This is a genomic window from Schaalia sp. ZJ405 (genome assembly GCF_011038885.2).
Taxonomy (GTDB): Bacteria; Actinomycetota; Actinomycetes; order Actinomycetales; family Actinomycetaceae; genus Pauljensenia.
Map to the genome: position 1 here is coordinate 932,162 of NZ_CP064952.1, position 21,593 is coordinate 953,754.

The window sequence follows — 21,593 nt, forward strand, 5'->3', positions numbered from 1 at the left end:
TTGATCTGCCGATCTGTGGATTCGCCGATGTGCCGATGCGTGATCTACCGATCTGCCGATGCGCCGATGTGCGCCGAAAGTTAGCCTTTCACGTCGTCCTGCCAGCTCAGCATTCGTACTCATACTGGCTGATGCGGGAGTTTGACTACGTCAGTGCCGATAGTTGTCAGCGCGTCATGTGGTGCATGCGCGGCAGCGAGAAACTCCGAAAAACACCAAAATATCTAAAACGCTAGACTGGTATAGACGGGTCTAGTAGTGTGGGTGGATCGACTCAGCAAAGAGGCTGGGCGATGTGGTGGAAGGTGTACGAATGATTGCAGAATCTCAAGTTGCTGACGTGATGTTCACTCTCCGTGACTGTGGTTTGCCAGTTGCGACTGGTCAGGATGCTCATGTTGAGCGTGTGCTCGATACTCCGATCAGTGAACAGGTGTTCAGGCATATTCAGGAGCGAGCCAAGGGGATTGGGGTGTCTCAAGAATTCAAGAAAATTCTCGAGGCTTTCCCAACTCGGTCCGGACATACTCCAGCTGGTTTTCGGCGGATGTTGAAATTTGAGGGGAATGAACTCACCGTCGACCTCGTCAGAGACATTAGCTGTGACGTTGACTCCTTGAAACGGCCGACAAAGGTTCTGTACTCGGCGGATTCGGCAAATCCGTATGAGGTGGCTCCTATTGCACCTTTCTTGTCGAACCTCACGTGTAACCCCGGAATTATCTATGATCTCTTTCTTAATGACCCCTCGGCGAATGTCGGTGGAAAATTTAAGAATCGTGACGAGGTGATTCAGGAACTCGGAGATATTCTTGGCCCAGGTTGCGATATTTCAGTTGAACTGAATAACCCATTTGAAATGGATTATTCGCGCATTATTGAGGAGGTTGAGAGGTTCAAGGAAATTTTGACACCTTGGCGACTCGTCGTGAAAGTTCCTCATACTGGTCCAGTTAATGCAACGAATGTTGAGCAGCTTCTCATGGGAGACAAGCGACTCAGCACGCCGTACGGTGAAGGAACAACTGAGGACCGGTTGCGTGGGCACAATCTTGCATTACGACTTGCGCAGGACGGCTACAAGGTGAACTTCACGTTGATGTTTGAGCCGTATCAGACTCAGATGGCTCTGCAAGCACGCCCATATTTTATCAATTCGTTTATCCGACACAGAAAAATGCAAACGGAGCGGATTTATGGTCTCATGAGGGCCTTTGAGGCTACGGGAGATCGTGCCTTCCTCAAGGATCTTCGGTCGTACATGATGGAAGTGGACCTGCTTCCTGACGGTGCACATTCGTGTGATCTGATGTCTGTGCTTGACCAGGCCACAGCTCTTCTTCATGTCAGAGGCGTGAATGACTCCGGTGCGGTGGGAGACGGACTCGATGCGGTGCGTCATTCGTTGCGAGCTCTAAGAAACTCTCATCTGCCTGACACGCGTCTGATCATCTGTTCGATGGAAGGCGACTACAACTACCCCGATATTGATCGCTTGGTGATGGAGCCAGAGTTCGCCGATATGGCGCATCGAATCATTATTACCGCCGAGCCGCAGTACCTTGCTCGTTTTACGTCAGCGAACCAGGTTGTGAGCTATCAACGTCGATTTATGAACGCGGCGGCAGGACAAAAATAAGCATCAGCGATTCGGGCTGAGGAAACACAATTCTTCCGGATTTAGGGAGCTTTGACACCGTTGTTAAAAATTCTACCTATCCGGAATGTAGTACCCACAGTATTCAGTACTCAACGGCAATGGAGCCAGGAGAAAAACCATGAATCTGACAGTCGAAGAATATGCGCAGCACTTTGATATGGCGCTGCACCTACAGAGTTCAACCGAGGAGGACATCCGAGGTCATGCTCGCGCTGCTCGCGAAGCCGGTGTCGCCGCGTGCTACACCAACTCGATGTGGACACCAGTTGTCGCGCAGGAACTTCACGGATCACAGGTGCGTGTGGGGACGGCGATCTCGTTCCCTTACGGTTGCACATCGACTGCGATGAAATTCGCGGAGATTGATGAGGGACTCGAATGCGGTGCAACCGCAGTCGATATGGTGGTCAATATCGGTCGGCTTAAAGAAGGAGATGATGCCTATATCGCCAAAGAAATCGAAGGACTCGTGGAGAGAACTCACGGTGTTGCGATTTCCAAAGTCATCTATGAGGTGTGTTTCTTGACCGATGATGAGATTCAGCGTCTCACACGCATCTGTTGTGATGCCGGCGTGGACTATGTCAAGACTGCTACGGGATCTGAAGGCTTCCCCACAGAAGCTCAAGTGAAAATCATGAGAGATTCGATCACCAATGAGTCAACGAAACTCAAAGTTTCTGGTGTGCCGCGGACGTTCACCATGCCGGCAACCCTGTGGATGATCGACAAACTTGGTGTCTCCCTCATCGGCACTCGCTCCGCAGCAAAACTCGTCCGTCAGTACGCCGACTACTGTGCCGAGAACTAGGAGAGGGTGAGACCAATGGCTGATTATTTGATTGGTATCGATGCGGGAACAACGGGCTGCAAAACCATCGTTTTTGACCTTGATGGACATATCCTCGGTCAGGACTACCGTGAATATCCCTGTGTCTACCCTGGACCTGGACTAGTCGAACAGACCTACGACGACATCATCCCTCCGCTGATCGACTCATGTCGCGCTGCGGTTGAAGCATCTGGGGTTCCGGCTGAAGAAATCCGTGCGCTTTCTTTCTCATCCCAAGCACCACTTCTGGCAATGGTGGACCACAACGGGGAATTAGTTCGGCCCTTTGTCTCCTGGCAAGATCTCAGGGGTGCCCCGTATATTCCACGGCTGCGTGAAAGTTACGGAGCTGAGAAGTTCTATCGCGAAAGCGGCGATCCGCTCGGGACAAATTCCGCAGCTCCGAAATGGGTATGGCTCAAAGAACATGAGCCGCAGAACTGGGCGAGGACTGCGTGGTTCCTCTCAGAACAAGAGTTCCTCATGAAGGAATGGGGAGCGCGAGAGTACTGGACGGACTTGTCATCTGCATCCCGCGAAGGGATGCTGGATGTTGACACGATGCAGTGGTCAGAAGCGATCCATGACCTCGTCGGTATTCCCATTTCACGGCGCGCTCAGGTTGTGGCGCAACCTGGAACTCCGATTGGCACGATCAGCGCGGACATTGCTCGTAAGACCGGACTGAGTGAGAAGACACTCCTGTGTTTGGGAGCGCATGACCAAAACTGTTCGACCTTTGGTGGAGGCGCCGTCCGCGGTGGTGACTGCGTGATGGTCATGGGAACGTTTGGTTCATGCTACGTCGTGATGGATGAACCGCTGCGGGATCCTCAACGCAAACTCGTGGTCAAGCCGAATCACGGTATGGGGAATTGGACAATTGAGGCATTCTCGAATACCTCGGCCTCGTCATTTAGGTGGTACCGCGATACCTTCTGCGAGGCAGAGCAAATTGCCGGACGCGTGGCAGACCTCGATCCCTATGACATCATCACCACCCAAGCGCAGAAGGCTCCTATCGGGGCACATGGGGTGACGTTCCTGCCGTATCTTGGTGGAGCTTCCGGTGCTCGCCAAAATCCAGATGCGAGGGCGAATTTCTCAGGGATGACGCTCGCGACGAAAAAGACGGATATCGCACGTGCGGTTCTTGAAGGAGTGTCATTTGAGATGCGTGACATCCTCAATGCTCAGGCGGCCGCGGGGATTGAGATCGGAACAATTCGTCTTGTTGGAGGCGCAGCAAAATCAGCTTTCTGGTCACAGATGCTGGCAGATATTTTCCAACGCCCCATTGAGATCCTTCGGACCTCAGAGGCTGGATGCCTGGGAGCGGCGATGTATGCGGGTGTAGGTGCAGGACTCTATGAGTCGTGCCAAGCAGCCGCTGATCGTGCGGTTGCGGTTGTTGGTCGCTTCGAGCCGAACCCTGACAACGCGCAAGCATACGACGAAGCATTCGAGCGCTTCGTCAATACCTACGAGGGACTAGCAAGCACGGTGTTCTAGGAGGACAACAATCGAGTAGTGATGCGGGAGCGCCGCTTGCGGCGCTCCCGCATACTGGTTGGGGATCGTCACTTCGTGTGACCGTAGTCAAAATGAAGTTTCATTCGGTCTCCGCGGAAGAGAATTTTTGAGTACTCGAAGGCTTGATTGTGGTCGGTGTAGATCTGGTCCTCAAGTAAGAGAAGTGGAGACGCAGTCTTGAGACCAAGAAACTTTGCTTCTTCGGGTGTTGCACCAACGGCCTCAAGTTGTTCGTGTGTCTTCGCTGCTCGCAGCCCGTATTCGCGTTCGAGGATGACGCACAACTGGTCATTGAGTAGATCGAATGTGTTGAGCTCTGGTGCGAGGTGCACAGGAATGAACGAGCGATGGATACTCACCGGAGCTTCATCAATGAAGCGCCGCCGGACGATTTCGTGAACGGGAACAGAATGGGTGATTCCAAGTCCATCGCGGACCGTCCTTGACGGAAGTGTTGTGTCCATACGGACAAGTTCGGTCCGAATTTTATATCCCATGTGCTCAAGCTGTTCTCTGATTCCCTGATACGCGGGTGAGAGGGCAGCAATTTTCGTCTCTGCGACGTACGTTCCCTTTCCTGGGACTCGATAAAAGAAACCGTCATCAACGAGGCTGTTGAGCACTCCTCGAAGAGTCATTCGGGAAACACCGAACATTTCTGTGAGCGCATTTTCTGAGGGTAAACGATCTCCTGAAGAAAGCTCTCCCGACTGAATCAACTGACGGAACGTATCTTCAATCTGTGCGTAAAGCGGAATTGAAGAGTCTCGGTCCAGTGGTCCAAATTTCATGAGAACTCCCAGTACTTCAGAAAGCTGTTGTACAGAGTCTATCGGAAACGGATCTCCTGTGGTTTCGCTGTCTATTGTGGCGCTGCGCGCTGAGAGCAGGGCGAACAACTTGGGGCCGAATTGGTGCGATCGATGTGCGCTTACACAAAACCTTTAGTGTTGATTCATCAGGGTTTCTCCCTCGTGGAAGTCCGGTTTAACGAGGGTGTGGTCGGGCTGGATCGGAGCTTCTGTGTGGATGCGTTGCAGGAGCAAAGTAACCGTTTGATGCGTCAGTTCCCCCATCCGCATGTCGAAGTAGGAGGGGTGCATCAGAGTATGCGATCGCATGGGATCCCATGAGCTAGCTAAGAGGCTGACATGACTACCCGGTGTCAGCCCGATAGAGTCCAACGCATTGCACCAGTCATCGGTGGGAACACCTGGCGCTAACAGCAGAGCGTCCCCTCTGCGGGTGTTTAACCCGGCCAGATGGTCGAGGGTGTGTTCATACGAGGTGTACACCCGATGCTCATCAACATGGATTCGCTGCTCGTTGGCCTCCGAGAAAACTCCTTGACGGAATCTCTCGATGAAGTTCAGATCGCGCAGGGTTTCATCACCGGGAACGAGGAAAGTGATCGAGCGGTGACCGCGCTTGCTCAATGTTCTTACCGCCTGTTGACCAGCCCATACGTAATCGGCGTCAATGGCGATGACTGGAGTATGAGCATCGGGAATTCCAACGAACACGGCAGGGGTCTGAGCGTCGGCAACCATCTGGGCGCGTGGGTCGTTGCTGAGGACTTCCATGATGAGTAGACCGTCGCACAGGGCGGTGTCAATGGTGCGGCGCAGTCCTTCGGTGCCTTCGTCATCGGTCACGAGGAGGAGGTCGTAGTTGTGCCGCCGTGCTTCGGATGTGAGGGCAACAAGGAACTGGTTCTGGGAAGCAGGGTCGGCACCTGAGTGGTGCGGAATCACGACGCCGATCACGTTGGATCGATTGGACTTCAAGGCCCTGGCTCCGAAGTTAGGCTGGTATCCCAGTTGCTCCATCGCTTTGAGGACGCGTTCCTCGGTCTGAGGGGCAACCGCACGCCGGCCGCTCATCACGTAGGACACGGTTGTCTGAGAAACACCGGCACGGCGTGCAACATCACGACTTGTCGGCTTTTTGTCTTTCATCGCTCTCCGCTCTTGACAACGTGTTCTGTGTCATTTTACTTTAGCTCCATCACCATGCGACTCGGGGAATGCAGACCGACCCCGGGTATGCTTGTGCAAGACGCATACGTATGCGCACCGATCAGAAAGGCTAGGGAAGAATGAACATCGACGTTCACTCCACCGGATTCGAGGTACGCCACGAACATCAGCTCATGCGAGTGGAAACCTGGGGGCCCGATGCGCTGCGTGTGAGGATTTCCCGCCACAGCCTCGACAAGGCTCACCACGGCGCACTTATTGATACCCCTGATCCCATACCGGCAACAGTGACCCACACCTCCGACACGATCCACATGGTTGCCGGCGACATTGCTGTTGATGTCCGTGTGGACGCCGGTGCCGGTAACCCGCGGCTTCTCACTCGCTTTCTGCGTCACGACTCAGTCGTCCTCGAGGAAGCTCCCGAACACTTTTGGTGGCCGGGTGCCCACGGTATCTACCCTGGGTTCGGGGGGACCGAAGTGCATCAGGTCTTCGCCTCGCCCCCGGATGAACAGCTATTTGGCCTAGGGCAGCACTCCCACGGACATCTTGACCACAAGGGTCTTGTCCTCGATCTCATCCAACGCAACGGTGAAGTCTCCATCCCCTTCACTTTGTCCAACAAGGGATATGGGCTTCTGTGGAATAACCCGGCCGTCGGGCGTGTTGAATTCGCCAAAGATTTCACTCGGTGGGTTGGGCACGGCACCGACCTCATCGACTACTGGGTGTGCTTTGGGGACTCTCCGGCACAGATTCTCTCCCGATACGCAGATGCTGTTGGACACGCGCCAGTTCTGCCTCACTGGGCAACGGGCTTCTGGCAGTCACGCCTGCGCTACATGTCCCAGGACGAGATCCTTGAAGTTGCACGAAAATACCACGAGCTCGACCTTCCACTGTCCGTTATCGTTTCAGACTTTATTCACTGGCCAGCAATGGGTGATTTCCGTTTTGACGAGGTCGAATACCCTGACCCGGTCGCCATGATCCGGGAACTTGACTCGATGGGCACACGCCTCATGGTGTCCGTGTGGCCCACCGTGTCAACACTTTCTGAAAACTACGATGAATTCCAACGCAACGGCTACCTTGTCGGATGCGAAAACGGCGTTGAATTCCATCAGAAATTCAAGGATAAAGGAATGACCACGGCCATGCCGATGGCTTTCTATGACGCCACGAACCCGCATGCACGTGCCTATCTGTGGGACCTCATTCAGCGTAACTATCACGACCTGGGTGTTCGTGTGTTCTGGCTGGATGCCTGCGAACCCGAACTCAATCCCGGCCACCCCAATAACCTCTCCTATTACGCCGGTTCTGGCCTGGCAGTGAACAACACCTATCCGCGCGACAATGCCAAAGGTTTCTACGAAGGAATGCAGAAATCTGGCACTCCAGAAACTGTTCTTCTGTGCCGCTCCGCATGGGCCGGACAAGCGCGTTACGGTGCCGCCGTGTGGTCAGGTGACATCGCTCCCACATGGGAAGCATTGCGCACACAGGTCACAGCAGGTCAATCCATCGCGATCTCAGGGATTCCGTGGTGGACTTCCGACATTGGAGGATTCCACGGAGGTGACCCCACGGATCCTGACTACCAGGAACTCTTCATCCGCTGGTTCGAGTTCGGAACGTTCTGCCCTCTCTTCCGCCTCCACGGACACCGGGAACCTCGTGAAGCCGAAGGATCAGTCAGCCCCGGCGGTCCCAATGAAATCTGGTCTTATGGCGAGCAAGCCTTCGAGATTGCAGCGGACCATATTCGACTGCGCGAAAAACTGCGCCCCTATATCGATGACCTCATGCGTGAGGCCTCTGAGCAGGGCATCCCTCCGATGCGCCCGCTTTTCCTGAACTACCCGGGTGATCCTCAGGCGTGGAATACGCCGATGGAATTCCTCCTGGGTTCTGACCTGCTGGTGTGTCCCGTTCTTGAAGCAGGCACAACATTGCTCGAGGCCTACTTCCCGTCCGGTGACTCCTGGCGGGACCTCGCCACAGGTCTCATTTACGAGGGGGGAGATCGCGCGACAGTGGATGCCCCACTGGAACGTATTCCCACCTTTGTTCGCGAAGGAGCAACTATCGGCCTGTGAGCCGACGCCTTCACTGACACACAAGAACACAACCCGTTCTACAAAGGAGTAAGAACAATGAACACCTCGAAACGACATCTGGGAGTCGCAGCCGCCTGCGCGGCGATCCTTGCTTTAGGGCTGAGTGGGTGTGGCGGATCGGGCTCTTCCGGCTCGGCCACAAGCCCCGACGGAGCCTCGTCCGGTGACGTCACCACCATTGAAATGTGGGACTACCTGGGCCAAGGCGTATCCAACACCGGGATGAATGCCGCAGTTGCAGCTTTCGAGAAGGCTCACCCCGAGTACAAAATCCAACGGACATCTTTCGCCTACGGTGACCTGGCGAAATCCATCGTCCAAGGTTCAGTCGGTGGGGAAGTGCCCGACCTGGCAATTGTGGATGTCGTTGACAACCAAAACTTCGCAGCCTTGGGGATCGCAAAGGATCTCACCGAGACTGCTGGATCCAAGTCCAGTGAGTTCTACGAGGGACCGTGGACCTCAACGCAGATGGACGGCAAGACGTACGGTTTGCCGTTGAACTCCAACAACCTGGGCCTCTACTACAACAAAGCTCTTTTCGATGCCGCCGGCGTTGCCGTTCCAACAACATGGGATGAGCTCAAAGACGCGGCGAAGAAACTGTCATCTGGCGACGTGTCGGGTCTGGCGATTTCCGCTGTGAAGAATGAACAAGGCACATTCCAGTTCCTGCCCTTTGTCTGGCAGGCCGGCGGTGATTTGCAGGATTATGCGACAGCAGGTTCTGAGGCGTTGGCATTCCTGAAGTCGATGATTGACGACGGCTCCATGTCGTCCTCGGTAACGAATTACTCCCAAGAGGATGCGCGTACACAGTTCACCGCTGGCAAAGCTGCAATGATGATGAACGGTCCGTGGGAACTGCAAAACCTCGCTGATGTGGACTTCGAGTGGGGTGTTGCCCCACTGCCGAAGGGTAAGGAAGCTGCCACCGGCCTCGGCGGCGAAAACGTTATGGTGATGAATGGCGCGAAGCAAGCCGAAGGGGCAGCTCTCTTCGCTGAATTCCTCACCTCAGCCGAAGGTGCGAAGATCTACTGTTCGGAAACGGGACAGCTGTCAGCGCGTCCTGACCTGGCTGGCAAGTTGAAGCTCTCGGAAGATGCCAACCTCAAAGTCTTTGAGGATCAGCTCTCTATTGCTCACGCCCGCGCCTATGGGAAGGAATATGCAAAGGTCTCTGAAGCCGTGCAAAACTCCCTCCAGGAGGCACTAACGGGCGTGTCGTCGCCTGAAGATGCTGCGAAGAAGGCAGCACAGGCGATCACTCCTCTTCTGGGAGCTGAGAAGTGAGACGTCAGACGCGTCATGTTCAGGCTTCGGGTGCTCGCAAGGGCACCCGAAGCCTGGGCTTCATTCTCCTGGTCCCGGCGTTGATCTACATCGTCGTTTTCCTGCTGGGGCCGCTGTGTTACAACCTGTGGATTTCGGTGAGTAACGCCAACGGTGCAAACCTCATCACCGGAGATTTCGCTCCCACAGGATTTCAGAACTACGCTGCCGTTATTGCCGACGACCAGTTCTGGAACGGCGTGTGGCTATCCGCTGTTTTCACCGTGTCCTGCCTGGTTCTTCAATTTATCCTCGGATATGCGTTGGCCCTGTTCTTCCGTCAATCATTCCCCGGAAACGGCGTGATCCGGGCGTTGCTTTTGGTTGGCTGGATTCTGCCGCCGGTAGTCACCGGCACGATTTTTAAGTGGATCTTCGATTCAGATTACGGGGTTCTCAATTTCTTTCTCAGCCAGCTCGGCCTCATCGATTCGCCGATCAAGTGGCTCACGGAACCCACCACTGCGATGGTTGCAATCGTCACTGCGAACCTGTGGGTCGGTATTCCTTTCAATATGCTGCTCCTGCTGTCCGGTCTACACACCATCGACGAAAGTTTGTATGAAGCAGCTTCGGTTGACGGTGCGGGTCGTTGGCGGCAATTCTGGTCTATTACGTCACCGCTGATGCGCCCGGTGATCATTTCCGTTCTGCTCCTGGGTGTGATCAACACGTATAAAGTTTTCGACTTGATCTACACAATGACTAAAGGCGGACCGGTTAATGCCACAACCACGTTGCCGATCTATACCTACCTTGAAACTTTCAAGATTTTCGAGTTCGGACACGGTGCCGCGGCCTCGACTCTGACGCTGGTGCTCCCGTTGGTTCTGTCGTGGTTCTACGTGCGCTCCCTACGTGAGGAGGACCAATGATGACTGCGTCGCGCTCCCGAACGGTAATCCCTGAATCCGCCGGTGAAAAACGTCGGCGACGCCTCGCCTGGGGTAAGTCCGCCCTCGCGTGGCTCATCGCGGTGATTTACCTGTTTCCTGTTTATTGGATGGTTACCACCTCGGTCAAGAACAAGGCGGAAACTTTCGCGCAGCCTCCCCATCTGATTCCTCAGGCTCTGCACTGGGATTCGTATCGAGCTGCTTTCTCTGACGAATACGGCGTATGGCTTGCGCTGGGGAATTCCTTCATCATTGCCACGGGGACATTGGTGTTGACGCTGCTGATCGCGGTTCCAGCCTCGTATGCAGTGGCGCGGTATCGCACCGGAATTTCGACGTCAATGATGGTGTTGTTGACCGTTGTGCAGCTTCTTCCCGCAATCGCTGTGTCAATCCCGATGTTCGTGATGTTCCGTCAGATGGGGTTGATTAATACGTATGCCTCGATCATCATCGCTGATGTATCTGTGACTCTTCCCTTTGCGGTGATTTTGCTTCGCCCCTACTTTAAGCAATTCCCTTATGAGGTCGAGGAAGCGGCGAAACTTGACGGTTTAGGTGTCCTTCAGACGATTGTTCGCATCATCATCCCGACGATTCGTCCGGGTGTTGTGATGATCGGGTCGTTTTCCTTCCTCATGGCGTGGGGTGAATTCACCTTCGCGTTAACTCTGTCGACTCAGCAGCATGTTCAGCCATTGACGGTTGCGTTGAATCGCTTAATTGGGCAATACGGAACGAACTGGAACGACTTGATGGCGGTTGCCACACTGATTGCTCTCCCAGTTCTGATTATTTTCATTGCTCTTCAGCGTTACATCGTTGCCGGATTAGCTGGGGGTGCGACGAAAGGGTAGGGGAGTTTCCCTTCGTGTGATGAGAGTGGGGTACATGAATTGCTCCTGAAGATCCCGGGGTGCGAATTGAACCGCTCCCCGGGTTCTTTGGGTGAGAGGCAGCGGGTTTCGTGGGACGAGGACGAGGCGCATTTGCGCACCTCTTGACGCGGAGTAGACGTGCAGATCGTCGACCGCTGCGCAGACTTATCCACAGCTTGCCGTTGAAACGTCATGTCCTTGTCGAGAATCTGACAGACTGTGGTTCATGACTGGTACTGGCCTCTCGGCGCTCGGCTTCCACGATGACTGGGAAGAGACGACGCGTGTTATCGAAGAATCGGAACACAAAGAAATACTTCCCTTCGGCCCCTACAGGCACGTCTCCGTTTGCGAGGACGAATCGGGGGCATGCATCGGTTTCATCGAAACGACAGACGGAATGTCCACTGGAGTTTTCACGGTCCACGGCCAGGGAGGCTTGAACGTCAAAGCGTGGCAGATCTGGCCGGGTATAGCCGAACTCAGCATTTGTGACGAGGACGGAGCTCTCGTCACCAAAGTTGCGGCATTTGTTGACGACCCGTTTCTCTACCCCCAATATGATCCAAAAGCAGTAGGGGAGCTTGCCATATTCACTGATTATCAACTGGGAGCAATCGGTCTTGACGTCAAGATTTTTGATTGCGAGAACGACTGGGTTCGCTCCCAGGAAGCATCCGGTGAAACTGACGTACTTCTCGGACCATCATTTGTTGCGAGTCCGTGGCTCTTTGCCCTCGCTGACGGCACAGCATCCCCGCAAGACGTCTCTCCTCTGGCGATGTTCTGTGCTATCTGCGAAAACGTTGAGGTTGTGACGAACTCACTCACGGGGAAACAGTGGTACAAAATCTCCGCAAACTGCGCTGTGCCGTGTACCCTCGCTCTCCCCATCGACAGCCAACCAGCTCCCCGCCCTGGCAGCATCGTCAGCGGAAAGGCATTCATCACCGGGAGTTCAGGAATTTGGCGTGAATATGAGTATTCGTACGGAACTCCCGCCTCGTCCTCGTCAACGGACACGGAGTCTGAGGAAAAGTCAGAGGAGCAGGAGAACTGAAAGCACGTGAATTCGGCGAGAAGAAACTGATGGTTGCGTCGCGGTAGTCACCATCGAGGTCGCACCGCAGTCAACGGGCAATTCCCAGTTACCCGCGTTCTCAACCTCTGTGGAGCGAACGGCTGACGAGGATTGCATGATGCTGGCTTCCACTGCGTATCCAACCTCTGCGGAGTGAAGGTCTAGGCCTCGAACAAGCGTGCTTCTTGGTGCGCAACGACGGCACTGAGTCGCTGATGAGAACCGTGAAGATGGGAGGAAAGTTCGGCAAAGAACTCCTTCGATCGCCGATCGCGAGCATATTCGTAGAGATTGACGTGAGCAGTGTATGAGGGATGGAGGTCGTGATCCTGGGCGTTCGTAATGCTCAGTAACGTGGCGAATGTTGGTTTGTACTGGAGCCATAGGCTAGCGAGACGAGAATTTCCTGACATCTCGTAAAACGCGGTATGGAACGCAAGATCGCTTCGGGCGAAGGCATCGGAGTCGTGTGCTTGAGCGGCAACACGCATTTTCTCCAGATACTCAAGGACTTCAGACCAATCTGGGTCAGGACTGTTCAACACAAGTTGGCCCGCGAGAGTCTCGGCTGCTTGACGAATTTCGTAGAGCTCGTCAACGTCTTTCTGACTAAAGGATCGGACATAGTAGCCGCGCTGTCTGCTCTCAAGGAGTCCCTCAAACGTCAGCGTTTTGAGAGCGTCGCGAACGGGACCGCGGCTGACGCCGTATTCAGCGGCCAGAGTGTCTTCAACGAGGCGTGTTTCTTCAGCGAATTCCAACTGAACGATTCGCAGCCGTAGGTCATCTGTGAGTTGCTGCCCGAGGGCAACTGCTTTCAGAGCGGTGACAGGCATGCTTGATCCTTTTCGTCGCGTGTCCTTTACATCCGACCTATTCTACGGTTACCCTTTCTGTTAACGGTTAACGGTAATCGACACAAGGATGTGCTCTCGATGACAAAACCCGAAATTCTCAGTGCCCTCACGACTCCGTTTCACCCTGATGGATCGCTAGATATTGCCGGATTTCGACGAAATATCAACGTCCTCGCGCCGCTGCTTGATGGCGTGTTCGTTGCGGGAACGACCGGTGAATTCCATGCGCTGACCGTGAGTGAGCACGCTTCGCTCGTGGAATGCTGTCTGACCGTCTTTGGCGCAGAACGGACAGTCGTTCATGTTGGAGCGCCAAGCACCCTGCAATCTCTTGAACTGACACGGCAGTCAGTGAGCCTGGGGGCACAGCGCTTTGCGGCGATTACCCCGTACTATCTTCCAGCATCCATTGATGGGATCGTCAGACACTGGGGTGCAATCCGAGAAGCGTGTGAAGGCGAGCTGTACGGATATATATTCCCCGATGTTGCCGTCACCGACATTCTCCCGCGTGACCTCCCTCAGGTTCTTGAATCTGGTATTTCAGGAATCAAGGTTTCTGCGAGAGCGTCAGCTCGCGTTTTAGAGTATCTCAACAATGCGCCTGCGGGCTTCAAGCTCTGGTCGGGAAATGACGCGGATATTCCAGCAACTATTGCAGCAGGAGGGACCGGATCAGTTTCGGGCGTGAGCGGTGCTTGTCCGCATTTATGGGCCGAGCTGTCGTCAGCAATGGAATCCGGTGATCAGCCTGCAATTGCGGCCGTGCAAGAACGCATTGAACAAACCGTTGCAGTACTTGGACCCAGCATCGCCAACATCAAATGGGCTCTCGACTTACAGGGGAGAGCTGGTGGGACATGCCGTATGAGCATCGACCCGCCGGATGCTGCCACCCGCGATCTTATTTCTTCCGTCATCACTCTCACCCACAGTTAGGAACCACGATGAAACCACCGCAAATCCTTAGCCTCGCCCTTGCCGCGGGGTGTGCACTCAGCGTCGCGGCATGTTCGTCCGCAGGAATCAATACGAAAACACCTGCCGCTTCTTCCTCTGAAAGTGATTATCCCTCAAAGGACATCACTCTCATCGTGCAAGCTGCTGCTGGAGGCGGATCCGATCTTTCGTCACGTGCCCTCGCTTCGGCAATGGAGCCGATTCTTGGGAAGTCAATTATTGTTGAAAATCGACCTGGAGCATCCGGATCAACGGCAATGTTGCACGTGAAGGACCAGCCTGCCGACGGCTACACCATCGGCTTTGCTCCCGTAGAGATCTCCATGCTCGGCAGCTTGAACTACGATATTGCTCCAAGCGACTACGACATGCTTGGCCAAATTATGCTTGGCCCGGGAGTCATTTCGGTGCCCGCTGATAGCCCGTATAACACGCTCAAAGAATTTGTTGAGGCGGCAAAGACAACGGAGCTTACGGCGGCGAATTCCGGATCAGGGTCGATTTGGGAAATGGCCGGACTTTCGCTTGCTGATGCGACTGGGGCGAAAATTAAATCCGTGCCTTTTGACGGAGGAGCACCGGCAGTCGCAGCCGTCCTTGGCAAGCAAGTCGATGCGGCTTTCTCCGGGGTGAACGAAGTCAAACAGAACCTTGAAGACGGGAAGCTCAAGGTTCTCGCAATTTTCCACTCGGAGCGCCATCCAGAGCTGCCGGATGTGCCGACCGCCACAGAGCAGGGCGTCAATATAGAGATTGGGGGCTGGGGAGGAATCTATGCTCCTAAGGGACTCCCTGCCGAGGTGAAAAAGACTCTTGAGAAGGCAATCAAAGAGGCCACAGAACAAGATTCCTACAAGAATGTCATCACATCCAGTGGGAATCTTGTTGTTTACCGCAACTCGAAGGAATTCTCAACATTTGCCAATGACGAGGCCGAGCGCTTTGCGCAACTCCTTGGAAAGTAACTGAGCAGATGAACCGGGTGTGCGCTCCCCACCTCGGGGAGCGCACACCCAAGAGAAAGAAGACATCATGCCGACATCAATGGAGATGCCCGCTCAGGTCGACGCTACATCAGCAGGAGTATCGAATGCTCCTGAGTCAGTTCGCTTAGAAGTACTTTCAGCTCTCGTTATCGCGGCTTTCGGTGTGTTCACCGTGGTCGGTGCTCGAAGCATTGAGCTGCGAAACGAGACAGGCGGTATTGATCCTCGCTGGTGGCCAACAATCATTGGGGCTGGAATCATATTCTGCGGACTGTGGATGCTGTTCAATGCTCTGACGCGGCGCGCGATCGAGCGAAACGTCCAACCCGCAAACCGCATGGGATGGCTCTGGCTCCTCGCAACGATCGCAGCGCTGATAGGCGCCGTAGGAATCTGGATCATCGGACTCCATTTTCTTGTGATCACGCCACTCTTTCTTGCACTCACCAATTGGCTCTATGGGGAACGTCGATGGCAGACGTTGGCTCTCTTCCCAACGATCGTCACCCTCATCCTCTTCGTGATCTTCCGGCTTCTCCTCAAGGTGCCACTATGAATGCCATCATTGACGGTCTTTCAGCGTTGTTTGAGCCCATCGCGCTCCTCTGTTTTGTCATCGGGCTTGGTCTGGGTCTTCTCGTGGGAATTTTCCCGGGAATCACCATTTCAATGGCTGTCGCCCTCGCTACGAGCTTCACGCTGACACTCGAGCCTGCGCAAGGGCTAGCCATGCTTCTCGCGATCTACGTGTCAGCACAATACGGTGACCGTATTCCATCAATTCTTCTGAACACTCCGGGAACCCCCGCTGCCGTCGCTACGACACTCGATGGGTATCCGATGGCGAAAAAAGGGCAGGCAGGTCTTGCCCTATCAATTTCGGCGATAGCGACGACGGTCGGCATTCTCATGTCAATGATCGTTCTCATGTTCTTTGCCCAGCCAATCGCTCAGTTCGCACTGAATTTCGGTCCCTTTGAGATGTTCGCCCTCGTGTCTTTTGGCCTCACAGTGATCATCTCAATCTCCACTCAATCTCTCGCTAAAGGAATTTTTGCTGGGCTCCTTGGGATCACCTTCGGTATGGTTGGTTTGGACCCAATCACCGGGGATCCGCGGTTTGTCTTTGGAACGAATGAACTGACAAGTGGTCTGCACTTCATTGCCATCATCATTGGACTTTTCGGCATCACAGAGGTTCTCGATCAGATTCTCACGTACCGTCGCGATAAGACCCACGTTATTACGAGTCTTGGACGGTGGTGGCCAACGAAGTCTGAGATGCGACAGGTGGCAAAACCAATGGCTTTGTCTGGTGCCCTGGGTGCACTCATCGGGGTGATTCCAGCTGCGGGTGGTGACATCGCGGGACTGATCGGATGGAACCGTGCAAAAGCGATATCGAAGAAACCTGAAGAATTTGGAAAAGGGTCGATAGAGGGACTCGTCGGATCGGACACGGCGTCTGCGTCAACACTCGGAGGTGCGTTGACAACGACGCTCTCACTGGGGATTCCTGGAGATTCGGTGATGGCGGTCATGATCGGTTCCATGATCATTTGGGGAATTCAACCCGGTCCGTCTCTGTTTGAGCGCCGCCCGGATATCGTTGTCATCATCATCGCTGTCATGCTTCTTGCGACGCTCGCCTCAACGATCATCAGTCTTGTGCGGACACGAGCGATGACGCGTCTCCTGGATCTTCCGCCGCAGCTGATCTGGGGAATCATCATCGTGTTCTGCATTGTTGGGACGTACTCAACGACGAACAATATCTTGACGGTGATCCAGATGTTGGTCTTCGGTCTTCTTGGATTGCTGCTGCGACGCATAGGGGTCCCCGCGGGACCAGTCGTCCTCGGTTTTCTTCTAGGACCGCTCGCTGAGTCGAATCTCAGGCGAGCAATGCTCATCGGTCCGCCCACTGAATTCATTACCCGTCCTATTTCTCTGATTCTTTTGATCTGTACCGTTGCGGGGCTTGTGTGGCCGACGATTGCTCGTCAACTGAAGCAGCACAAGGCTGCACTATGAAGAAGAATCTCGTACTGACACACAAGTTCCTCCTCACCGAGCCCCAACCCGGCCTACAGGTCCATGCGTCGACGGTCACGACAACGTGTGAAGGGGATCCTCTTGTCGGGTGGTTTGTTGGTCCACATGAAGGACATCCATCGACAACAATTGCCGTCAAACGGGGGAAGAATCCGCCGACATTTCCCTGTCTAAACCACACTGAAGCTCAGTGGAATCCTGTGCTCATGCGCGTAGAAGACCAATCATTGTGGCTGTTTTACAAGCAGGGGAACAGCATCGAGCGGTGGAAGACGTGGGTTGTTGTTTCTCACGATGATGGACGAACATGGAGTGAACCTCGGGAACTGGTCCCCGCAGATGAATCCGGAGGGCGCGGTCCAATTCGGCAGTCACCGATAATCAAGGACCGTCGGTGGATCGCAGCAGGCTCGGTGGAAAACTGGACAGCTGCACGATGGGATTGCTTTGTCGATATCAGCGATGATCGCGGGCACACTTGGCAACAACACATGATTCCCCTTGATCACTCAGTGCTTGACGGGGCTGGGTGTATCCAGCCCACGATTACACCTGGACGTGAACATGCCTTCGTCATGCTTGCTCGGAGTACACAGGGGCATGTCTTTCGTTCGACAAGCGACGATGGGTGTCATTGGTCGCCGTTGATTCCAACGAGCTTGCCGAATAACAACTCAGGAATTGCGGCGCTCGCTGATTCACAGGGAACACTTTGGTGTGCACACAACCTATCGACCTCAAACTGGGGCGCTCGTTCCACTCTTGCGATGTCATCCTCTGACGATGATGGAGAGACATGGACAACGGAATTGATCATCGAGAAACATGCGAGTGGTTCAACAGGGCGTCCACGGTCAGTGTCCGAACACGGTGTCATTACTGATGGGGTAGGTGAGTATTCGTATCCTGCGATGCTGTGTGTGGGCAATGAACTATGGGTGACATACTCCTGGCAGCGCCAGGCTATCGCGCTTGCGAGGTTGAGCATGGAGACGTCTCCGGAGGCTTAGTGCTGCCGACGCTGAGCGACGGATGTGGCGGTTTGGAGGAGCGAATCCATAAACCTGTTGTCTTCATTCGGTGATTCATGTACAATTGACGCAAGAAAACTACGACAAATGTATTTACTGGGAGGGTTCGATGCTTCTGTCGTTCTCGATAACGAATTGGAAGTCCTACGCGGAGACTGCTGAATTCTCCATGATCGCCACCCGTGAACAGCGGTATGGCGACCGACTGACGCGAGTTGGACGACAACGCGTGCTACCTGTGACGGCAATATATGGGGCAAATGCGGCTGGAAAATCAACGTTTGTCAGGGCTCTTGCAGCGCTGCGCGACATTGTCGTGGGTGCGCGTCGTCCGGGAGCTACGCTTCCTGCCTTCCCGCACCTGCCGGATGGAAAGACTCAGCCATCGCGATTTGAGATCGATTTTCTCGTCGACATTGAAACGAAGACATCGCGTCGGAGGGAAGTTACCCTCGTGTACGAAGTTGAATTTGATCGCCGTCAGATCCGCTATGAGGCGCTACTCATTCGGCGTCAGAAGACCGAAGACTACCTCTTTGAGCGAACAGGGAAGCACGTGGTGCTTGATTCTGAGTTCCAGAACAATCAAAGGGTCGTTGCGCATACCGAAGTTATTTCGGATAACGAAACCGTTTTGGGTGCCGTCGGATCGGATGAAGATGTGGAACCCTCGTTTTTCACGGCAGCATACTCGTGGTTTGCTCAGCAGCTTACGGTGATTTTCCCTTCGTCAGAATTTGTGCATCTCCCCGCTCTCTTCGATGCTGACGAACTGTTCGCTCAGGCGATGAATGCAGGCCTCTCCCGTGCGGATACGGGAATTTCCGAACTTGTTCTTGAAGAAATGAAGGTCAGCATGCTCCCGCTTGAGGCTGAGCAGGTTGACGAGTTGATCAACAAACTCGAAGAAGACGGCGGTGCATTTATCGTTGGTGGAGAGACTAGAGACTACGCGGTTCTCGACATTGCTGATGAGCGTCCGCGTGCTCGTCGGCTGGTTGCTCGGCATGACATCTCAACTGGTCCACACGAGGAGTCGGAAGGTTTTAATCTCCACCTTCGGGAAGAGTCTGATGGTACGCAACGATTCATGAATCTCCTCCCCGTACTCTTTCAGCTACGGCAAGAAGATTTACGAGGAGTTTTCGTCATCGACGAACTGGAAAACTCGATGCACCCGAAACTTACCGAAGAATTTATTCGGATTTTCCTCGATGAACTCGGCGAGGCTCAGCGCCGCCAGCTAATTTTTACGACACACGAGATTCAGCTCATGCGCTCGGATATTCTTCGTCGCGATGAAATCTGGCTCGCCGAGAAGGAACGTGGCCAGACGCAGCTCACCCGGGTTTCAGACTTTTCACGAGATGGCGTACGCAAGGACGCGGATCTCCTCTCTTCATACATGTCGGGCAGGCTCGGCGGCGTGCCGCGCGTGTGAGGGGGGATCGTGAATTCCAGGAAACGAAGACCGCTGTCGGATCGGAGTCGAGGGCGTCGGAATCAATCGCGGACTCCTCGTGAGATCGTCTATATCTGCGCTGAAGGAAAGACGGAAGAACAATATATTCGTGCACTATGTGAATACCGATATCCGCGACTCTTTGCTCCTCATTTTCTCACCCGTCGGGGCAGTCAAAGTGCGAGAAAAACTTCGCTTCTCAATCATCTTCAGGAGGCGAAACGTATCGAACGACAATGGACGCGCTATGATCGGGGACAATCGATCTGGATCATCTGTGATGTGGATCAGAATGAAGTGCATTGCGAGGATCTTATTCAGTGGGTCAAGAGTGATCCTGAGCATCACCGGGTAGCGATTCAGAGCTGCTCAATCGAAGCATGGTTTGTTCAACACTTTGACTCGACCTGCCGGCCGGGATCGAATGAGGAGGCTTTCGATGCTCTTCAGAAACGGTGGCCAAAATACACTAAAGGCTGCGAAATCCCTGCCTGGTTGATTGAACAAACCGATTTTGCGGTGACTAACGAAAATCACTATCTCGCGACTCGGAGGGGAGAACGTCAAGGAGTATGGCCTGTTGAACGGTCGTCGCAAATGCCAGAGTTCATTTCCTATCTCGATTCTCGCGCGAAAATACTTCACCCTCGATGGGATCCATCATCTAGAGCCTGATTCACGTGATCTGGTGAAATGCCTGAAGTACCGCGTTCGTTCTCATGTTCCGTGAGCTTCCGCAGGGGTATCCCAGTGAACGTCGGATTCTTAGGTCCCTTGGGCGCGCGGTTCCTGTTTCCCGCGGAGTGTCCGAGCGAACGAAGGCTTCTCATACATGAGAGGTCGTGATCTCAAACTCGGAAACGAAAAAGCCTCAAACTCGGAAACGAAAAAGTCTCAAACTCGGAAACGGAGGTCTCTGACCTGCGGATTTGTTGGGACGAGCGTGTGGCGAGCAGCCGTGTCATTTGTCTTCAGCTGACACGTTTCATAGGCGGAAGCCAGCGGCTTGAGGGGTGCATTCATGCGCCCCTCAAGCCGCTGTGCGATGCCGGCTACGGCATCGCGGTGCATCGGGCCTTGACCTGGGGGATGTCACTTCACAGCGACGAAAACCTTGTCGGACAGCAGCGCAGCGCGAACGGCAAGGACACCCTGGTTGACATCGGTTCCTGAAACGGCAATCGCGATGTTTCCAGTTGTTGATCCGCCCTTGTAGAGCGTGCTCAGGGAATCGAATGCCTCGGGAGCAACAAGCAGCTTAGACGTGGAATCGAAGCTCTTACCCTCAGCCGATACGAAGTCGATTGAGGCCAGCGGAATCGATCCGTCAGCGTCATCACCCTTGAATGTGGCCGTGACATTGACGAGGATGTACGTTTCCCCTTCAGCCGGTTCCTGGTTGATCATGTCCGCGGCAACAATCTCCGCAGCCGCGTCAAGGTTCACGGAGTTGATGGTGAGATCCCAGTCGTCGGTGGACACCGTCGATCCCAGCGGAAGAGGATTCTCTCGGGTCTTCCCAGCATCCTTATCACCGGCGGAGTCACCGGAGTCCGCGGCCTCTTTCTCATCGGAGGTCATGGTCTCACTGGATGACGTGGATGTGGACGTGGCTGTGGCCTCGTCAAGGGCAGTGGAGAACGCGTGGCCAACGATGAAGATGAAAGCAATGACCGCAACGATTGTTCCGACGATGGAGATGATGATCGCGGCGATGGACTGGCCGTGAGCTTTGTCTTTCTGGCAGACACCAACAATGCCGAGAATGAAGGAAATAGGCAGGAGAATCCAGCCGACAATGACGAGGCCGGGGATGCAGGCGAGAATCGTGCCGAGGACCGCAAGGACCAGGGCGACAAGGCCAATGGTGTTGCGCGGTGGTTTCTCAGGATGATTTAGGGCTGGGGGGGGGTTACTCCAGT

21 protein-coding genes are annotated in these 21,593 nt (G+C 54.4%); 16 read left to right on the plus strand and 5 right to left on the minus strand.

Annotation, left to right across the window (positions count from 1 at the left end; all coding sequences use genetic code 11):
• The first annotated feature begins 313 nt into the window (after nucleotides 1-313).
• From G7Y41_RS03795 to G7Y41_RS03805, 3 genes are all read left to right on the plus strand, one after another.
• On the plus strand, nucleotides 314-1,639 hold the full coding sequence (locus G7Y41_RS03795; RefSeq protein ID WP_196819545.1) for a transaldolase family protein: 1,326 nt from the start codon (nucleotides 314-316) through the stop codon (nucleotides 1,637-1,639).
• A 139-nt stretch (nucleotides 1,640-1,778) separates the two neighbouring features.
• The gene (gene deoC, locus G7Y41_RS03800; RefSeq protein WP_165315132.1) at nucleotides 1,779-2,471 is read left to right on the plus strand and encodes a deoxyribose-phosphate aldolase; all 693 of its coding nucleotides are present in this window, start codon (nucleotides 1,779-1,781) and stop codon (nucleotides 2,469-2,471) included.
• A gap of 15 nt (nucleotides 2,472-2,486) precedes the next feature.
• Nucleotides 2,487-4,004, plus strand: coding sequence for a xylulokinase (locus G7Y41_RS03805; RefSeq protein WP_165218090.1), 1,518 nt, complete (start codon nucleotides 2,487-2,489; stop codon nucleotides 4,002-4,004).
• 68 nt (nucleotides 4,005-4,072) lie between these two features.
• Here G7Y41_RS03805 and G7Y41_RS03810 read toward each other — a convergent pair whose 3' ends face one another.
• Both G7Y41_RS03810 and G7Y41_RS03815 read right to left on the minus strand, forming a co-directional pair.
• Nucleotides 4,073-4,816 carry a GntR family transcriptional regulator gene (locus G7Y41_RS03810; protein WP_165218088.1) on the minus strand — a complete coding sequence of 248 codons (744 nt, stop codon included), beginning with the start codon at nucleotides 4,814-4,816 and terminating at the stop codon, nucleotides 4,073-4,075.
• Nucleotides 4,817-4,969: 153 nt separating this feature from the next.
• Nucleotides 4,970-5,983: a LacI family DNA-binding transcriptional regulator gene (locus G7Y41_RS03815; protein WP_165315131.1), complete on the minus strand. Its 1,014-nt coding sequence runs from the start codon at nucleotides 5,981-5,983 to the stop codon at nucleotides 4,970-4,972.
• Between the two features lie 140 nt (nucleotides 5,984-6,123).
• Between G7Y41_RS03815 and G7Y41_RS03820 the strand changes: the two genes are divergently transcribed.
• The 5 genes from G7Y41_RS03820 to G7Y41_RS03840 all read left to right on the plus strand — a co-directional run bounded on the left by G7Y41_RS03820 (nucleotide 6,124) and on the right by G7Y41_RS03840 (nucleotide 12,299).
• Nucleotides 6,124-8,109 carry a glycoside hydrolase family 31 protein gene (locus tag G7Y41_RS03820; RefSeq protein WP_165315130.1) on the plus strand — a complete coding sequence of 662 codons (1,986 nt, stop codon included), beginning with the start codon at nucleotides 6,124-6,126 and terminating at the stop codon, nucleotides 8,107-8,109.
• 57 nt (nucleotides 8,110-8,166) lie between these two features.
• Complete coding sequence (locus tag G7Y41_RS03825; RefSeq protein WP_165315129.1) at nucleotides 8,167-9,426, plus strand: ABC transporter substrate-binding protein; 1,260 nt, start codon at nucleotides 8,167-8,169, stop codon at nucleotides 9,424-9,426.
• Entirely contained in the window at nucleotides 9,423-10,340 is a 918-nt protein-coding gene (locus G7Y41_RS03830) for a carbohydrate ABC transporter permease (protein ID WP_165218080.1), read from the plus strand. Before G7Y41_RS03825 ends, G7Y41_RS03830 begins: the two co-directional genes overlap by 4 nt.
• Complete coding sequence (locus tag G7Y41_RS03835) at nucleotides 10,337-11,218, plus strand: carbohydrate ABC transporter permease (protein WP_165315128.1); 882 nt, start codon at nucleotides 10,337-10,339, stop codon at nucleotides 11,216-11,218. The genes G7Y41_RS03830 and G7Y41_RS03835 overlap by 4 nt, the downstream gene beginning before the upstream one ends.
• Before the next feature lie 247 nt (nucleotides 11,219-11,465).
• Complete coding sequence (locus tag G7Y41_RS03840; RefSeq protein ID WP_165315127.1) at nucleotides 11,466-12,299, plus strand: hypothetical protein; 834 nt, start codon at nucleotides 11,466-11,468, stop codon at nucleotides 12,297-12,299.
• Here the strand turns inward: G7Y41_RS03840 and G7Y41_RS03845 are convergent.
• Both G7Y41_RS03845 and G7Y41_RS03850 read right to left on the minus strand, forming a co-directional pair.
• On the minus strand, nucleotides 12,279-12,452 hold the full coding sequence (locus G7Y41_RS03845) for a hypothetical protein (protein WP_165315126.1): 174 nt from the start codon (nucleotides 12,450-12,452) through the stop codon (nucleotides 12,279-12,281). The two genes, G7Y41_RS03840 and G7Y41_RS03845, sit on opposite strands and share 21 nt — an antisense overlap.
• 29 nt (nucleotides 12,453-12,481) lie before the next feature.
• Nucleotides 12,482-13,156: a GntR family transcriptional regulator gene (locus tag G7Y41_RS03850; RefSeq protein WP_165315125.1), complete on the minus strand. Its 675-nt coding sequence runs from the start codon at nucleotides 13,154-13,156 to the stop codon at nucleotides 12,482-12,484.
• A 99-nt stretch (nucleotides 13,157-13,255) separates the two neighbouring features.
• Between G7Y41_RS03850 and G7Y41_RS03855 the strand changes: the two genes are divergently transcribed.
• From G7Y41_RS03855 to G7Y41_RS10210, 7 genes are all read left to right on the plus strand, one after another.
• Nucleotides 13,256-14,116: a dihydrodipicolinate synthase family protein gene (locus tag G7Y41_RS03855; RefSeq protein ID WP_165315124.1), complete on the plus strand. Its 861-nt coding sequence runs from the start codon at nucleotides 13,256-13,258 to the stop codon at nucleotides 14,114-14,116.
• Between the two features lie 8 nt (nucleotides 14,117-14,124).
• A complete protein-coding gene (locus tag G7Y41_RS03860; RefSeq protein ID WP_165315123.1) occupies nucleotides 14,125-15,102 on the plus strand; it encodes a Bug family tripartite tricarboxylate transporter substrate binding protein in 978 nt (325 codons plus the stop codon).
• A gap of 67 nt (nucleotides 15,103-15,169) precedes the next feature.
• Nucleotides 15,170-15,679, plus strand: a complete 510-nt coding sequence (locus G7Y41_RS03865; RefSeq protein WP_165315122.1) for a tripartite tricarboxylate transporter TctB family protein — start codon at nucleotides 15,170-15,172, stop codon at nucleotides 15,677-15,679.
• Entirely contained in the window at nucleotides 15,676-17,157 is a 1,482-nt protein-coding gene (locus G7Y41_RS03870; RefSeq protein WP_165315121.1) for a tripartite tricarboxylate transporter permease, read from the plus strand. The genes G7Y41_RS03865 and G7Y41_RS03870 overlap by 4 nt, the downstream gene beginning before the upstream one ends.
• A complete protein-coding gene (locus tag G7Y41_RS03875) occupies nucleotides 17,154-18,188 on the plus strand; it encodes an exo-alpha-sialidase (protein WP_165315120.1) in 1,035 nt (344 codons plus the stop codon). Before G7Y41_RS03870 ends, G7Y41_RS03875 begins: the two co-directional genes overlap by 4 nt.
• A gap of 130 nt (nucleotides 18,189-18,318) precedes the next feature.
• Nucleotides 18,319-19,650, plus strand: coding sequence for an AAA family ATPase (locus tag G7Y41_RS03880; protein ID WP_165315119.1), 1,332 nt, complete (start codon nucleotides 18,319-18,321; stop codon nucleotides 19,648-19,650).
• Between the two features lie 9 nt (nucleotides 19,651-19,659).
• Nucleotides 19,660-20,346 (plus strand): RloB family protein, encoded by a 687-nt coding sequence (locus tag G7Y41_RS10210; RefSeq protein ID WP_165315118.1) that lies wholly within the window; start codon nucleotides 19,660-19,662, stop codon nucleotides 20,344-20,346.
• A gap of 417 nt (nucleotides 20,347-20,763) precedes the next feature.
• Here the strand turns inward: G7Y41_RS10210 and G7Y41_RS10035 are convergent, their stop codons facing one another.
• On the minus strand, nucleotides 20,764-21,252 hold the full coding sequence (locus G7Y41_RS10035; protein WP_231367365.1) for a DUF4352 domain-containing protein: 489 nt from the start codon (nucleotides 21,250-21,252) through the stop codon (nucleotides 20,764-20,766).
• A 63-nt stretch (nucleotides 21,253-21,315) separates the two neighbouring features.
• Here G7Y41_RS10035 and G7Y41_RS10040 point away from each other — a divergent pair, with 63 nt between their 5' ends.
• Entirely contained in the window at nucleotides 21,316-21,570 is a 255-nt protein-coding gene (locus tag G7Y41_RS10040) for a hypothetical protein (protein WP_231367366.1), read from the plus strand.
• Nucleotides 21,571-21,593: the final 23 nt, after the last annotated feature.

Excerpts from the sequence above, each read along its gene's own strand:
- G7Y41_RS03795 (WP_196819545.1), top strand. The coding sequence starts at position 314 with ATGATTGCAGAATCTCAAGTTGCTGACGTGATGTTCACTCTCCGTGAC.
- deoC (WP_165315132.1), top strand. The coding sequence starts at position 1,779 with ATGAATCTGACAGTCGAAGAATATGCGCAGCACTTTGATATGGCGCTG.
- G7Y41_RS03805 (WP_165218090.1), top strand. The coding sequence starts at position 2,487 with ATGGCTGATTATTTGATTGGTATCGATGCGGGAACAACGGGCTGCAAA.
- G7Y41_RS03810 (WP_165218088.1), bottom strand. The coding sequence starts at position 4,816 with ATGAAATTTGGACCACTGGACCGAGACTCTTCAATTCCGCTTTACGCA.
- G7Y41_RS03815 (WP_165315131.1), bottom strand. The coding sequence starts at position 5,983 with ATGAAAGACAAAAAGCCGACAAGTCGTGATGTTGCACGCCGTGCCGGT.
- G7Y41_RS03820 (WP_165315130.1), top strand. The coding sequence starts at position 6,124 with ATGAACATCGACGTTCACTCCACCGGATTCGAGGTACGCCACGAACAT.
- G7Y41_RS03825 (WP_165315129.1), top strand. The coding sequence starts at position 8,167 with ATGAACACCTCGAAACGACATCTGGGAGTCGCAGCCGCCTGCGCGGCG.
- G7Y41_RS03835 (WP_165315128.1), top strand. The coding sequence starts at position 10,337 with ATGATGACTGCGTCGCGCTCCCGAACGGTAATCCCTGAATCCGCCGGT.
- G7Y41_RS03840 (WP_165315127.1), top strand. The coding sequence starts at position 11,466 with ATGACTGGTACTGGCCTCTCGGCGCTCGGCTTCCACGATGACTGGGAA.
- G7Y41_RS03850 (WP_165315125.1), bottom strand. The coding sequence starts at position 13,156 with ATGCCTGTCACCGCTCTGAAAGCAGTTGCCCTCGGGCAGCAACTCACA.
- G7Y41_RS03855 (WP_165315124.1), top strand. The coding sequence starts at position 13,256 with ATGACAAAACCCGAAATTCTCAGTGCCCTCACGACTCCGTTTCACCCT.
- G7Y41_RS03860 (WP_165315123.1), top strand. The coding sequence starts at position 14,125 with ATGAAACCACCGCAAATCCTTAGCCTCGCCCTTGCCGCGGGGTGTGCA.
- G7Y41_RS03865 (WP_165315122.1), top strand. The coding sequence starts at position 15,170 with ATGCCGACATCAATGGAGATGCCCGCTCAGGTCGACGCTACATCAGCA.
- G7Y41_RS03870 (WP_165315121.1), top strand. The coding sequence starts at position 15,676 with ATGAATGCCATCATTGACGGTCTTTCAGCGTTGTTTGAGCCCATCGCG.
- G7Y41_RS03875 (WP_165315120.1), top strand. The coding sequence starts at position 17,154 with ATGAAGAAGAATCTCGTACTGACACACAAGTTCCTCCTCACCGAGCCC.
- G7Y41_RS03880 (WP_165315119.1), top strand. The coding sequence starts at position 18,319 with ATGCTTCTGTCGTTCTCGATAACGAATTGGAAGTCCTACGCGGAGACT.
- G7Y41_RS10035 (WP_231367365.1), bottom strand. The coding sequence starts at position 21,252 with ATGACCTCCGATGAGAAAGAGGCCGCGGACTCCGGTGACTCCGCCGGT.